This window comes from Sphaerisporangium sp. NBC_01403 (assembly GCF_045040145.1).
Lineage (GTDB): Bacteria > Actinomycetota > Actinomycetes > Streptosporangiales > Streptosporangiaceae > Sphaerisporangium > Sphaerisporangium viridialbum.
Genome location: NZ_CP109534.1, coordinates 8,560,747 through 8,573,989 on the forward strand (window position 1 = coordinate 8,560,747; position 13,243 = coordinate 8,573,989).

Consider the following 13,243-nt stretch of genomic DNA (forward strand, 5'->3'; position numbering starts at 1 on the left):
CCACGTCCGCTCGGCTGGAAGGTCAGGCGGCGGCGTGCTCCGAGATGGTGCCCACCGGCCGGTTCTGGGCGGCGGTCGTACGGCGGGCGCGCTCGCGCAGGATGGTCTTCAGCACGCGCCAGCCGTCGCGCACGGCTCGCAGGTTGCTGGTGCCGTGGATCCGGCAGTGCTCGTGGCTCGGGATCTCGTGGATGGCGAGACCGGCCTGGGCCGCACGTACGTTCATGAGCGTCTCGATCTCGAAGCCGTCGCAGTCGAGGGCCAGCGCGTCCAGGTGGCGGGCCCAGAAGGCGTTGTAGCCGTAGCAGAGATCGGTGTAGCGGGTGCCGTACAGCACGTTGGTCAGCGTGGTCAGCAGCGTGTTGCCGAGGGACCGGGTGAGGCTGATGTCGTCCGACCCCGCGCCGGAGGCGAATCGTGAGCCCTTGGCGAAGTCCGCTCCCGCGACCAGCGCGGACACGAAGCGGATGATCTCGCGGCCGTCGGTGGACCCGTCGGCGTCGATCATGACGATGATGTCGCCGGTCGCCGCCGCGAAGCCCTCGGTGAGGGCATTGCCCTTGCCCCTGCCCGTCTGCGTGACGACGCGCAGACCCGGGCGCAGTGCCCTCGCGACGGCCACCGTCTCGTCGGAGGAGTTGCCGTCGACCAGCACCACCTCGTCGATCCAGTGCGGCAGGGTCGCGAACACGTGCGGCAGGTTCTCCGCCTCGTTCATGGCGGGAACCACCACGCTGACCGTGGCTCCGATGGCCAGGTCCTCGCTGACCCGGGTGTACTTGCCCTGGGACGTGGTGATTCCATACGTCGTCATGCGCACAGTGTGGACGCACCCGCCTGCACGCGACTTAACACCTCCTTGCAAGACCATGACCATCTTCTTTTCAGCCGGCTGTCAAACGGGAGTCTCGGACGCGCCGTTAAGTGGCGGTCTACGCTGCGGGCATGCGCGACTCTCCGCCCCTGCCGGCCGTCGACACCCGGGCGTTCACTCCCCGGCTCATCGGAGCCGAGATCATCGTCGTCTTCGCCGTCTCGCTCGGGGCCAGCGCCCTCCAGTCGCTGGTGTCACTCATCGGGTCGTTGACCGCTCCCCAGGCGTTGAAGGGCCAGCACGCCGTCCTCGTCGGCACGATGGCGCCGGGACGGCCCTGGCTCGATCTGACGCTCCAACTCGTCGGCATCGCCGTCTCGGTCGCGCCCGTCGCCCTGGTGGCCTACCTTCTCGTCCGGTCCGGCGAGTCGCTGCGCACCATCGGGGTCGACCGGCGCGAGCCCGGGCGTGACCTGCTGCGGGGCGCGGTGCTGGCGGCCGTGGTCGGCGGCACCGGGCTCGCCTTCTACCTCGCGGCGTTCCACGCGGGCATCAACCTCGACGTCGTGCCCGACCGGCTTCCCGACACCTGGTGGCGGGTGCCCGTCCTGCTCCTGGCCGCCCTCCAGAACGCCGTGCTCGAAGAGGTGATCGTCAGCGGCTATCTCCTGCACCGGCTGGCCCGGCTCGGCTGGAGACCGTGGCGGGCGGTGGCGGTGTCGGCGCTGCTCCGGGGTTCCTACCACCTCTACCAGGGCTTCGGCGGCTTCATCGGCAACCTCGTGATGGGCCTGCTGTTCGGGCGGCTCTACCAGAGGTGGGGGCGGGCGATGCCGCTGATCGTCGCGCACACCCTGATCGACGCGGTCGCCTTCGTCGGGTACGGCCTCCTGCGTGGCCGCGTGACGTGGTTACCGTGATCGGTTCCGTAACTATTACCGCATGGTAGCCATGACGCTTCTGCCGGTTATACCGCATGGTTACCGTCATCGCTCCTGTCGGTCAGTCAAATCATCGAGGCACCTGGGTAGCGTGAGATTGTGGAGGAAAGCGAGGTCGGCCGCCGCCGAGCGCTGTGGGCTCTGGGTGCTTTGACACTTGCGTCCCTGGTGGTGGGTGATGCAGTCCGTTCGTCCTCGCGGGCGCCGGCCCCCGCGCCGGCGCGGGCGCGCACGGTGGTCCACCCACCGGTCGCCCCTCCGCCCGCCGGGTGGACCCCGGTCAGGCTGAGGGCCCGGCACCAGCCCGTGCACAGCCTGCACGACCTGGCCCCCGCCGCGCCGGGGAACGCCATCGCGCTGACGATCGACGACGGTCCGCATCCGGAGTGGACGCCGAAGATGCTCGACCTTCTCGCGGAGCACGACGTACGGGCGACGTTCTCCCTCATCGGCATGCAGGTGCAGCGGTTCCCCCGTCTGGCCGAGCGCATCGTCCAGGCCGGGCACCAGCTGTGCAACCACACGATGCACCATCCGATCCCGTTCAACCGCCTGCCCCCCAAGCGGATCACCGCCGAGATCGTGGAGGCGCAGGGGCGCATCTCGGACGCCACGGGGGTCGCCGCCAGGTTCTTCCGGGCACCCGGTGGTTCGTGGTCGAGCCGGGTGGTCCACACGGCCGACGACCACGGCATGATCCCCATAGATTGGGACATCGATCCCCGCGACTGGTCCCGCCCCGGCACCCGCCGCATCGCCCAGAGCATGCTGGCGTGCCGGCCGGGGGCCATCCTGCTGTGCCATGACGGGGGCGGCGATCGTTCCGAGACGCTCCGGGCGCTGCGCACGGTCATCCCCCGTCTCAAGCACCGGGGGTTGACCTTCGTCTCCCTCTGAACGCCTTCGCGCTGGTCAGAGCCAAGAGCGAAGGCAGCCGGGGCTAGCATGGGAGCTGATTCCAGAGGGCGTCGAAAGTGGAGGCGGGTCGCCCCGTCTCCACGCCGCCGACGGGTCGCGGACTCCGCCACGGCGTGGACGCCAACCCAGCGGAGGAGGAGTCGCATGGCTCACGAACTTCAGGGCCGGAAGGTGGCCATCCTGGCGACCGATGGCGTCGAGCGAGTCGAACTGGAACAGCCGCGAGGGGCGCTATACGGAGCGGGCGCGAAGAGCGAGCTGCTGTCGATACACCCGGGCGAGATCCAGGCCCGCCAGTGGGACCTCAATGCCGCCGGCACGTTCGCCGTCGACCGGCTCGTCTCGGACGCCTCGGTCGACGACTACGACGCGCTGCTCCTGCCCGGCGGCACCATGAACCCCGACCAACTGCGCATGAACCGCGACGCCGTCCGCTTCGTCAAGGACTTCGTGGCCTCGGGCAAGCCCGTCGCGGCGATCTGCCACGGTCCGTGGACGCTGCTGGAGGCCGGCGCCGTACGAGGGCGCAAGCTCACTTCCTGGCCGAGCATCCGCACGGACCTTCGCAACGCGGGGGCGGAGGTCGTGGACGAGGAGGTCGTGATCGACGGGCAGCTCACCACCAGCCGCTCGCCCGCCGACCTGCCCGCGTTCTGCAAGGCGATCGTGGAGCAGTTCGCCCGGTCCGAGCACCGGGTCCCGGGGTAGCCAGGGGCATCAGCTCCGGGCATGTGTCCTGACCTGCCGGAAAGGACGCGCACCGTCACCGTTCTGTCAATGTAGGTTGACATCCGTCCAAGTGTCAACCTACGGGGGCAGTGGTGGAGCCTTCCTCGCGGAGCCTCGGTAGAGCTCCGGGTCGTAGCGCCGCTCGTTCTGGTCGAGCTTGGCGTGGGCGGCCTCCACCACATCCACCTGAAGCACGTCGGCGAGCCGGACGAGGTAGTTCGTCACGTCGCCGAGCTCCGACCGCACCCGGGCGAGCGTCTCCTCGTCGAGGTTCGCCGCCTCGGCGGGGGTCAGCCACTGGAACTCGGCGACCAGCTCGCCGACCTCGCCCGCCAGAGCCATCGCGAGGTTCTTCGGCGTGTGGAACTGCTCCCAGTCGCGCTCGCGGGCGAACTCGCTCAGCCGGGCCGCCAGCCGTTCCACCTTGTCCGTCACGCCTCACGACCTTACCGGCGTACGATCGCCGGCTCCGGCGCCAACCGTCACCGTGTCCGCCCCTGGCCAGTTCGGTGTCAATCAAGATATTTATGGGGATTGATAGAGCGAGTCATCACCCGTACATGCCCGGGAGGCGGCGCTGAGCACGCGCGGGACGGTTGCCGTGGTGGCGGGGGCCATAATGATCGTCTCCCTCGCCGCGCGCGAGAACACCCACAGCCCCACGCGGGTCGTCCAGCGGGCGAGCCCGTTGCTGAACCCGGACGGCACCAAGCCGGGGCTGGTGCCCATCACCTCCCATCCCGACAGGGCGATGGCCATCAGGTTGATCAAGAAGGTACGGGTCGGGGTGCGAGGCTCCAAACAGGGCTACACGCGCGCCCGGTTCGGCGAGAACTGGGCGGACACCGCCAAGGGCATCCCGTATGCCCGCAACGGCTGTCGCACCCGCGACGACCTGCTGGCGCGCGACGGCGAGCACCTCAGATATCGCAGCGGATCGCACTGCGTCGTCGTCGCGATGACGCTGGAGGACCCCTACACGGGCAAGACGATCCAGTGGCGCAAGCGCGACGCCGACCGCGTGCAGGTCGACCACGTGGTGCCGCTGTCGTACGAATGGCAGATGGGCGCCTCGAGGTGGAAGAAGGCCGAACGCGTGCGCATCGCCAACGACCCCCTCAACCTCATCCCCGTCTACGGCCCCGTCAACGAGGCCAAGGGGGGAGCCGGCCCCGCGTCCTGGCTCCCGCCGGTACGCAGGATCCGCTGCGCCTACGTCGCCCGTTTCGCACAGGTCGTGGTCAAGTACGACCTCCCGGTCACGAGGGCCGACAAGGCCTCGATGCTCGCCCAGTGCCGTTAGACCTTCAGACGCGTCCCGAGGTGAGCAGGTCCTTGGCGGCCTGGGGGGCCTTGGCCGGGGATCCGGCGTCGAAGGGCGGCTGCGGGTCGTACTCGATCGCGAGCTGGATCGCCTCGGCCGTGGTCCGGTCGGTGAGCCGCGCGGCGAGCGCGAGCGCCATGTCGATGCCGGAGGAGACGCCGGCGGCCGTCACGATCTTGCCCTGGAACACAACCCGTTCCGCGGTGTAGGTGGCGCCGAAGGACTCCAGCAGGTCGACGGCGCTCCAGTGGGTCGTGGCCCGCAGGCCCCGGAGCAGGCCGGCGGCCCCGAGCAGCAGGGATCCCGTGCATACGGACGTGGTCCAGGTCGTCGCCGCGTCGATGCGCCCGATCCAGCCGGCCATGGACTCGTCGTGCAGCAGCTTCCTGGCCCCCGGGCCGCCGGGGACGAGCAGCACGTCGCATGAATCGATGTCGTCCAGCGCCGCGTCGGCCGTGATGGCCAGCGTGCCCGCACCGTCCCGTACCGGCCCGGTGCCGGACGCGGCGAACACCACCTCGGCGCCGGGGACCATCCTGAGCACCTCGTACGGGCCGGCCGCGTCGAGCGCGGTGAATCCTGCGAAGAGCGGTATGACGATGCGCATGGCGAGGTCCTTCTAGTCGGAGCCGCGTACGGCGAAATGGCTGCGGTACTGCCCCGGGGTGATCCGGAGAGCCCGCTTGAAACAGCGGTGCATGGTCTCGGCCGTGCCGAACCCGCACGCTCTCGCGATGGCCTCCACCGTCGTGCCGGTGGTCTCCAGCAGCCGCCGGGCGGCCTCGACGCGGGCGGCCTCCACGTACGCGGCGGGGGTGCGCCCGGCCTGCGCGGTGAAGACCCTGGCGAAGTTGCGCTCGCTCATCCCCGCGCGGGCCGCGAGCACGGGCACGGTGAGGTCCGCCGCCAGGTGCTCGGCGATCCACTCCTGCACCTCGCGCAGCGGCGTCCGCGCCGGTCGCTGCGCGGCGAGCTGCGTGCTGAACTGCGCCTGGCCGCCGGGCCGCTGGACGAACATGACGAGCTGCCGCGCGATCGTGCGGGCCACCTCGGCGCCGTGGTCCTCCTCGACCATCGCGAGGGCCAGGTCCATCCCGGCGGTGACCCCCGCCGACGTCCAGACCTTCCCGTCCCGGACGAAGATCGGATCGGCCTCGACCGACACGTCGGGATGCTCGCGGGCGAGGAGGTCGCAGCTCGACCAGTGGGTCACGGCCCGCCTTCCCGCGAGGAGACCGGCCCGCGCGAGGAGGAAGGCCCCGGTGCAGACCGAGGCGACCCGCCGCGAGCGCCGCGCCGCCGAGGCGAGCCACTCCATGAGGTGGTCGTCGGCGCAGGCGGCGGTCGTGCCGCGCCCGCCGACGGCCACGAGGGTGTCGATGGGCCCCTCACACGCGTCGATCGTCGTGGTCGGCGTGATCGTCAGCCCGCCCCGCGACCGGACCGGGCCCGCCACCGCCGCGACCGTCTCGATCACGTACGCGCGCGCCAACCGCCCGGCCTGGGCGAAGACCTCGTGGGGGCCGGTCAGGTCGAGGATCTGGAAGTCAGGGAAGAGGACGAAGACGACACGGCGCGCTGTCACCCCTCCATGGTCTCGGCAGGCCGGGCGTGGCGGCAATGACATAGATATGACGATTTCTGCCATCGGAAGGCCACGAATTAGCCACTAGGCGCTGCGCCTCGAAGGGTGCTTCAAGGTCATCTCGAACGGTGACCGAAATCGATCACCCGAGGCTATTTCAAGGTCATTTCGGACGCGCCGCGCCTGACGAATTCAAGGTCATTTCGGTGCCGGCGACAGGCCCTCGAAGTCTCTAGCCTCGATCTTTCGCGATCTTCGTTTGGTCGGCTGAGCGGTTCGGCTGGGAGTTGAATTCGCCGTTGTGGTCAGCCCAGTGGCCCGGCTGTCGCGCCGGGTGGGCGGGGTTCCACGGGCCCGACGGGCTCCTTTCGTGCTTGTTGGGGCGGTTTTGTGGTGGTCAGGTCGGTGCGGGTAGTGCTTGTAGCCGGGCGATGGCGGCGGTGAGCTGGCCGGCCCAGGGCCAGCGCGCGGGCAGGCGCAGTCGTAGCCTGCGGCCGCCGCGGACAAGGCGGGCGGCGACGGCGAACAGGCGTAGCCGAAGGCGTTTGGGTTCATACCGGCGGGCGTGCCCCTCCAGGGCGAGCATCTGCATCCAGGCCAGCAGTTCGCAGGCCAGCGCGACGATCTCCAGCCAGATCTGGTTCTGGGAGAAGTCATGCAGCGGGAGGTTGCGCAGGCCGGTGTCCTTGGCGGCTCGGATACGGTCCTCGCAGCGGGCGCGGCGGCGGTGGCGTAGCTCCAGATCGGCGAGCTGACCGGCTGGGGTGTTGGTGACAAAGCAGGTGAAGCGGTGCCCATCGATATCGGTGAACCGCAGTTGCGCCCCCGGGTGCGGGCGTTCCTTGCGAACGATGAGGCGCATCCCCTTCGGCCAGGCCGACAAATCCAGCATGCCGGTGAGCTCGGCGACCCAGGCGCCGGGCCGCACCTGCCGGTCGGCGTCGTAGGCCGGCGTCCAGGCACTGGCGGGCAGGGCCAGGATCGCGGCGCCGATGTCGTCGGTGAGGGTGAACCCGATCGAGTAGGGCAGTCGGCGGCCGGGCCGGGTCAGCCAGGTGAGGAACCCATGGGTGCCGCCGCCGGAGTCGGTGCGGATCAGCACACGGCGACGGCGGTTCTTGGGAAGCTGGGCCAGGGCCAAAGTGGTGGTGTCGATGTGGTCGGCGGCGGTGTTGGACCCGGCATTGCCCGCGCGCAGCATGATGGCCAATGGTTCACCGGCAGCGCCGGGGCCGTGGTCGGCGAAGGCCGTCATCGGGTGAAAGCCGAAGGTCTTCTTCCAGGTTGGTGTGGCCTGCTGTTTGTCGGAGTGGGCGATGACGATGGTGGCGTCGATGTCCAGCGGGATCAGTTCGCCCTCTGCGCCGGGCGCATCATGCCCGGCCAGGGCCCAGGCCCGCTCACGGGCGGCGGCACGGGCTACGCGGATGGCCTTCAGCGCCCGCATCGGGTCGGCGGCCAGTCGGTCGATCAGCCGCGAGACGGTGGGATCGGAGGCCACGGGGCCGAACAACTCGGGCTGAGCGCGCAGCATCGCGATGTCGGCCAGGCAGTCCCCGCCCAGCGCCAAAGTGACAGCCAGATCAGCGATGACCTTGCCGGGATCGTGGACCGCCCGCGTCGGCCGCCACCGCTCCAACCGATCCGATAGCGCCCGCTGCAGACCGGTGATGCGCAACGTCTCCAACAGCAGCAGCCCGCCGGCCTGCGAGATGAGCCCCGAACCGTCGGCGGACACCACGATCTTGCGCTGAGAGACGATAGTCTTCACGTGAAAAGTGCCTTCTGAACTGGCGCGGATTGGACCCTAGACAAGCCCTATCCTCCCAGCTCAAAGGCACTTTTCTCATGTAAACGATCAAGATGACTCAAATTCGCCGCGAAAGCCGCAGGCTAGGAATCACTGACCGCGAGGATCGCGCGGACCACGGCCCCGGTGTCGGAAAGATCGTCGAGTATGAGCTCCGCGCCCGCGTCACTCAGCGTCTCGCGGTCGCTCGACCCGGTCGCCACGGCCACGACCCGGGCGCCGCCCAGGTGGCCCGCATGCACATCGTGACGGGTGTCGCCGATCAGGACGGTGCTCGCCGAGCCGAACGCCTGGCCGTACTTGCCGGTCGCCCGGCCCTGCGCCAGCCGTACCAGCTCGGGGCGCTCCTCGTGGTCCATGCCGTAGGCGCCGACCTCGAAGTCGATGAAGCGGTCGAGGTCGAGGGCGGTGAGCTTGCCGATGGCGATCGGCTGGATGTTGCCCGTGAGGACGGACTGGACGACGTCGTCACGGCGGGACAGCGCCTCCAGCGCCTCCCGCGCGCCGGGCAGGACCCGGCCGTGCTCCCTGACGGCCGCCTCGTAGGCCGTGAACGCCTCGGCCAGCGCCGCGCCGAAGGAGTCGAGCAGGTCACCGGACGCCTCGATGCCGTGCATGCGCAGCGTCTCGACGGTGATCGCCCAGTCGGTGCGGCCTGCCATGTCGGCGACATGCTCCAGAGGCCGCTTGACGATCACCTCGAAGGCGTCGGCGTACGCCTGGCGGCCCGTGCCGGCGGCGTTGATGAGAGTGTGGTCGATATCCCACAGGACGAGGGTGCGCGGCATGCTCACCGCCCGAGCATACGGAACGCCCCCGCCCCCGGCTCCCGCCCCGCCACCCCCTGTGGAAAACCGGACCGCGCCTCGCCCGGCGCCCCACCTGCGGCGTCGAGGCGCGTGTCGCGCGATCAGAGCCTTGCCGGCTCGCGGTGGTGCTGCGGACCCATCGGGGCCTGGCCGGAATGCGAGGCCTCCTGCTGGGGCGCTCCCTGCGCGGGGGCTCCCTGCCTCGGGGCGGCGCCCGTCATCTGGCGCACAGCGTCCTCCAGCTCCTCGGCGGTCTCGGCCTCCGCGAGCCGCACGCCGGCCGGGGCGGCCGAGCGGGGCATGGCCCAGAATCGCCGGGTGTGCTGGCCGTACCAGACCGCCCACCCGGGCAGCCGCGCCGCGAGCTCCCGCGCCGCGGTCTTTCCCTCGGTGACCTCGTTCGTCATCACGACCTTCTTCCCGTGCTCTCAAAACCCGTCGTCATCAGCCCGGACGGCCGCTCTCGCCCCGGCGTGCCAGGAGAGTGCGAGCGTCGTCGGCGGGCACCTGTCTTCCTTTTCGGACGGTTGATCGGCCAGCTGTAACCAGACCGCACTGCCCGCAATATCGCGATAGAAACCCCCGGCCTCCCACGGTACGGGACGAAAGCCATATTTGGTCACGAAAACGTTCGCTGATTAGGGACGGAACCATTTATCGATCTTGATAAGTGATTTCCGTCACCCCCCGCGCTAGGACCCGTATCACCCCCTAGGACCTTAATTGCTGGGGTTCCCCTTGTCTCCGGCACCCGCTCATGATGAGTCCATTCGACGATCACAGGAGTGCCGATGAGAACCGTGCACCGGACCTGTCCCCTCTGCGACGCCGTCTGCGGCCTGCGGCTGACACTCGACGACACCGGGCACGTCACGTCGGTCAAGGGCGACCCGGACGACCCCTTCTCCAAGGGCTTCATCTGTCCCAAGGGGGCGAGCCTCGGCCGCCTGGACGAGGACCCCGACCGGCTGCGGGCCCCGCTGGTGCGTAAGAACGGCGAGTGGCACGAGGTCTCCTGGGACGAGGCCTTCCAGACGGTCGACCAAGGGCTCAAAAGCGTCATCGACGCGCACGGACGCGACGCCGTGGCCGCCTACTTCGGCAATCCGACCTTCCACACCATGGCCGGCTTCATGTACCGGATGCCGCTCAGCCAGTCGCTCGGCACCCGCAACATCTTCTCCGCCAGCACCATCGACCAGATGCCGAAGCACGTCGCCTGCGGTTACATGTTCGGCAACCCGATGGCCATCCCGGTGCCCGACCTGGACCGCACCGACTACCTGCTGGTGATCGGCGCCAACCCCGCGGAGTCCAACGGCTCGCTCTGCGCCGCCCCCGACTTCCCCGGCCGGCTCAAGGCGCTGCGCAAGCGCGGCGGCAAGCTGGTAGTCGTAGATCCGCGTCGCACCCGTACCGCCGACCTCGCCGACGAGCACCTGTTCGTACGGCCCGGCACCGACGCCTTCCTGCTGTTCGGCATCGTCCAGACCCTCCTCGCGGAGGACCTCGCCACCATCGGCGTCGAGGTGGAGGGGCTGGAGGACCTCCGGCGGCTGGCGGAGGACTTCACCCCGCAGATCGTGTCGCCGGTGTGCGGCGTGCCCGCCGAGAAGATCGTACGGCTGGCGCGGGAGCTCGCGGCGGCTCCGACGGCCGCCGTGTACTCTCGCATCGGCGCCAGCACCGTCGAGTTCGGCACCGCGGCGCAGTGGCTCGGCGACGTGATCAACATCCTGACCGGGAACTTCGACCGGCCCGGCGGGGCCATGTTCACCAAGGCCGCCACCCTCGACGTCTTCCGCCCGTCCGAGCCCTACAGCACCGGCCACTGGCACAGCCGCGTGCGGGGGCTGCCGGAGTCGATCGGGGAGCTGCCGGTGGCGACCCTCGCCGACGAGATCGAGACCCCGGGAGAAGGGCAGGTCAGGGCGCTGGTGTCGATCGCGGGCAACCTGGTGCTGTCGGCGCCCGGCGGGCCCCGGCTCGATCGGGCCCTCGCGGGCCTGGATTTCATGGTCTGCGTGGACCCGTACCTCAACGAGACCACCCGGCACGCGAACGTCATCCTGCCGCCGCCGCGCATCCTGCAGATGCCGCACTACGACTTCCTGCTGCTGACGGTGACGGTTCGCAACTACACCAGGTTCTCCCCGCCGATCCTGCCGCTGGAGCCCGGGCAGCTCTCGGAGGCCGAGATCATGGCACGCCTCATCCTGATCGTCTCGGGTCAGGGAGCGGACGCCGATCCGGCCGGGCTGGACGAGTTCATCATCGGCCAGATGCTCACCGGGGCCACGCAGATCCCCGGTTCGCCGTTCGAGGGCATGGACGTCGCCGAGGCGCGCGCCTCGCTGGACGGCGACAGCGGACCCGAACTGATGCTGGACACCATGCTGAGGCTCGGCCCCTACGGCCTGTCGCTGGCCGACCTGCTGGCCAACCCGCACGGCATCGACCTCGGCCCGCACCAGCCCCGGCTGCAGGAGCTGCTGACCACGGCCTCGGGCCGGGTGGAGCTGGCCCCGCCGAGGCTGGCCGAGGAGGCGGGACGGCTGCGCGAACGGCTGGCCGTGCCCCCGCCGGAGACCCTGCTGATCGGGCGGCGCCAGCTTCGCTCCCTCAACAGCTGGCTGCACAACGTGCCGACGCTGACCGGCGGCAGCAACCGGTGCACCCTGCACATCCACCCGGACGACGTGACGCGGCTCGGGCTCGGCGAGCAGGTGATCGTACGCTCGGCCAACGGCGAGCTGGTCGTGCCGCTAGAACCGAACGACGCGATCATGCCGGGCGTGGTGAGCCTGCCCCACGGGTGGGGACACGCCAGGACCCGGCAACTGCACGCGGCGGAGCACGCGGGTGTCAACGCCAACGCGCTGACCGACGAGTCCGTGATCGACGTGCCCTCCGGGAACGCGGTGTTCAACGGCGTTCCGGTCACGCTCATCCCCATCGAGCTCGAAAGCGCCGACGACACGGAGCTTCGCGTCCCCTCCTCGGCCCCCGCCTAGCGGCACCCGAGACCACGCGTGGCCGCGTACCCGTCAGGACGGGTACGCGGCCGTCTTGACGAAGGCGACGCGGTCGAGGGGCACGGCCACGCCCGTGTCGTCCACGAAGGCGACCCTGACCGGGCGCCCGCCGTCCACGGTGCGCCGCGCCATCGTGGGCCCCAGCTCGCGCGGCCTGTGCTCGTCACCCCACTGCTGCAGGGCGCCGAGCACCAGTCGCAGCTCCTCGCCGGCCGGGGTCAGGTGGTAGCTGAACCGGACCCGGGTGCCGGGCTCGCGGTAGGGGTGCTTCTCCAGCACGCCCGCGCTCACCAGCGTGGCCAGCCGGTCGCTCAGCACGTCGGGCGCGATGCCGAGGGCCTGCTGGAAGTCGGCGAACCTCGTCAGGCCGGACAGCGCCTCGCGCAGGATCAGGAAGGTCCACCGCTCGCCCAGCACCTCGAGCGCGCGGGCGATGGAGCACGGTGACTCCGTCCTGCCGTTTCGACTCCCGTTAGCGGCCACGTGCCGATCGTACCACTGGGTTGCCATTTCCAAGCTAGCTCGGCTAGGTTGGAAAAACCAATTCAGATGGGGGAAGACCATGGACATCAGAGACTCCGTCGCGGTGGTCACCGGAGCCAACCGAGGTCTCGGCCGGCATCTGGCCGAGGGCCTGCTGGCACGCGGCGCGGCGAAGGTCTACGCGGGAGCACGCGACCCGGGGGCCGTCGACCTTCCCGGCGTGGAGCCGCTCCGGCTCGACATCACCGACCCCGAGTCGGTCGCCGCCGCCGCTGCCATCGCGGGCGACGCCACGCTGCTCATCAACAACGCGGGCTCCTCCACGCGCGCCGGGCTGCTCGACGGCGACCTCGCCGACATCCGGCTGGAGATGGAGACGCACTACTTCGGCACGCTGGGCATGACGCGTGCCTTCGCGCCCATCCTGGCCGCCAACGGCGGCGGGGCGGTCCTCAACGTGCTGTCCGTGCTGTCCTGGATCTCCATACCGGAGTCCGGCGCCTACAGCGCGGCCAAGGCCGCGGCGTGGTCGCTGACCAACTCACTGCGCCTTGAGCTCGCGCCGCTCGGCATCGCGGCCGTCGCCCTGCACGTCGGGTACATGGACACCGACATGGCCGCCCATGTCGACGGCCCCAAGCAGGACCCCGCGCAGGTCGCCGTGGCCGCACTCGACGGCATCGAGGCGGGCGTCGGGGAGGTCGTCGCCGACGACACCAGCCGGCAGGTCAGGGCGGGGCTCTCCGCCGGCCTCGACGCGCTCTACCCGCAGCTGGCCAAGCGGTAGACGCGACG

At 70.1% G+C, this 13,243-nt stretch carries 14 protein-coding genes; 6 read left to right on the top strand and 8 right to left on the bottom strand.

Features of this window, described 5'->3' with window-relative positions; genetic code table 11:
• Nucleotides 1–22: 22 nt before the first annotated feature.
• Nucleotides 23–814, bottom strand: coding sequence for a glycosyltransferase family 2 protein (locus tag OG589_RS38500; protein WP_405143452.1), 792 nt, complete (start codon nt 812–814; stop codon nt 23–25).
• A 131-nt stretch (nt 815–945) separates the two neighbouring features.
• On the opposite strand from OG589_RS38500, the gene OG589_RS38505 reads away from it, so the two are divergent.
• The 3 genes from OG589_RS38505 (at nt 946) to OG589_RS38515 (ending at nt 3,381) form a co-directional block, all read left to right on the top strand.
• Nucleotides 946–1,734 carry a CPBP family intramembrane glutamic endopeptidase gene (locus OG589_RS38505; RefSeq protein ID WP_405143454.1) on the top strand — a complete coding sequence of 263 codons (789 nt, stop codon included), beginning with the start codon at nt 946–948 and terminating at the stop codon, nt 1,732–1,734.
• 192 nt (nt 1,735–1,926) lie between these two features.
• A complete protein-coding gene (locus OG589_RS38510) occupies nt 1,927–2,652 on the top strand; it encodes a polysaccharide deacetylase family protein (RefSeq protein ID WP_405143456.1) in 726 nt (241 codons plus the stop codon).
• A gap of 165 nt (nt 2,653–2,817) precedes the next feature.
• Nucleotides 2,818–3,381 carry a type 1 glutamine amidotransferase domain-containing protein gene (locus tag OG589_RS38515; protein ID WP_405143458.1) on the top strand — a complete coding sequence of 188 codons (564 nt, stop codon included), beginning with the start codon at nt 2,818–2,820 and terminating at the stop codon, nt 3,379–3,381.
• A gap of 99 nt (nt 3,382–3,480) precedes the next feature.
• Here OG589_RS38515 and OG589_RS38520 read toward each other — a convergent pair whose 3' ends face one another.
• Complete coding sequence (locus tag OG589_RS38520; protein WP_405143460.1) at nt 3,481–3,837, bottom strand: nucleotide pyrophosphohydrolase; 357 nt, start codon at nt 3,835–3,837, stop codon at nt 3,481–3,483.
• A 169-nt stretch (nt 3,838–4,006) separates the two neighbouring features.
• Between OG589_RS38520 and OG589_RS38525 the strand changes: the two genes are divergently transcribed.
• Nucleotides 4,007–4,705: an HNH endonuclease family protein gene (locus OG589_RS38525; RefSeq protein ID WP_405143462.1), complete on the top strand. Its 699-nt coding sequence runs from the start codon at nt 4,007–4,009 to the stop codon at nt 4,703–4,705.
• Nucleotides 4,706–4,709: 4 nt separating this feature from the next.
• On the opposite strand, the gene OG589_RS38530 is transcribed toward OG589_RS38525, so the two are convergent.
• From OG589_RS38530 to OG589_RS38550, 5 genes are all read right to left on the bottom strand, one after another.
• On the bottom strand, nt 4,710–5,333 hold the full coding sequence (locus OG589_RS38530; RefSeq protein ID WP_405143464.1) for a DJ-1/PfpI family protein: 624 nt from the start codon (nt 5,331–5,333) through the stop codon (nt 4,710–4,712).
• A gap of 12 nt (nt 5,334–5,345) precedes the next feature.
• Nucleotides 5,346–6,311, bottom strand: a complete 966-nt coding sequence (locus OG589_RS38535; RefSeq protein ID WP_405143466.1) for a GlxA family transcriptional regulator — start codon at nt 6,309–6,311, stop codon at nt 5,346–5,348.
• A 397-nt stretch (nt 6,312–6,708) separates the two neighbouring features.
• Complete coding sequence (locus tag OG589_RS38540; RefSeq protein WP_405142476.1) at nt 6,709–8,082, bottom strand: IS1380 family transposase; 1,374 nt, start codon at nt 8,080–8,082, stop codon at nt 6,709–6,711.
• 122 nt (nt 8,083–8,204) lie between these two features.
• Nucleotides 8,205–8,909 carry an HAD family hydrolase gene (locus OG589_RS38545; RefSeq protein WP_405152212.1) on the bottom strand — a complete coding sequence of 235 codons (705 nt, stop codon included), beginning with the start codon at nt 8,907–8,909 and terminating at the stop codon, nt 8,205–8,207.
• 122 nt (nt 8,910–9,031) lie between these two features.
• Nucleotides 9,032–9,337: a hypothetical protein gene (locus OG589_RS38550; protein ID WP_405143468.1), complete on the bottom strand. Its 306-nt coding sequence runs from the start codon at nt 9,335–9,337 to the stop codon at nt 9,032–9,034.
• Between the two features lie 384 nt (nt 9,338–9,721).
• Between OG589_RS38550 and OG589_RS38555 the strand changes: the two genes are divergently transcribed.
• Nucleotides 9,722–11,944, top strand: a complete 2,223-nt coding sequence (locus tag OG589_RS38555; RefSeq protein ID WP_405143469.1) for a molybdopterin-dependent oxidoreductase — start codon at nt 9,722–9,724, stop codon at nt 11,942–11,944.
• A 33-nt stretch (nt 11,945–11,977) separates the two neighbouring features.
• Here OG589_RS38555 and OG589_RS38560 read toward each other — a convergent pair whose 3' ends face one another.
• Nucleotides 11,978–12,448, bottom strand: a complete 471-nt coding sequence (locus OG589_RS38560) for a winged helix-turn-helix transcriptional regulator (protein WP_405143470.1) — start codon at nt 12,446–12,448, stop codon at nt 11,978–11,980.
• 79 nt (nt 12,449–12,527) lie between these two features.
• On the opposite strand from OG589_RS38560, the gene OG589_RS38565 reads away from it, so the two are divergent.
• Nucleotides 12,528–13,235, top strand: a complete 708-nt coding sequence (locus tag OG589_RS38565; RefSeq protein WP_405143471.1) for an SDR family oxidoreductase — start codon at nt 12,528–12,530, stop codon at nt 13,233–13,235.
• Nucleotides 13,236–13,243 lie beyond the last annotated feature (8 nt).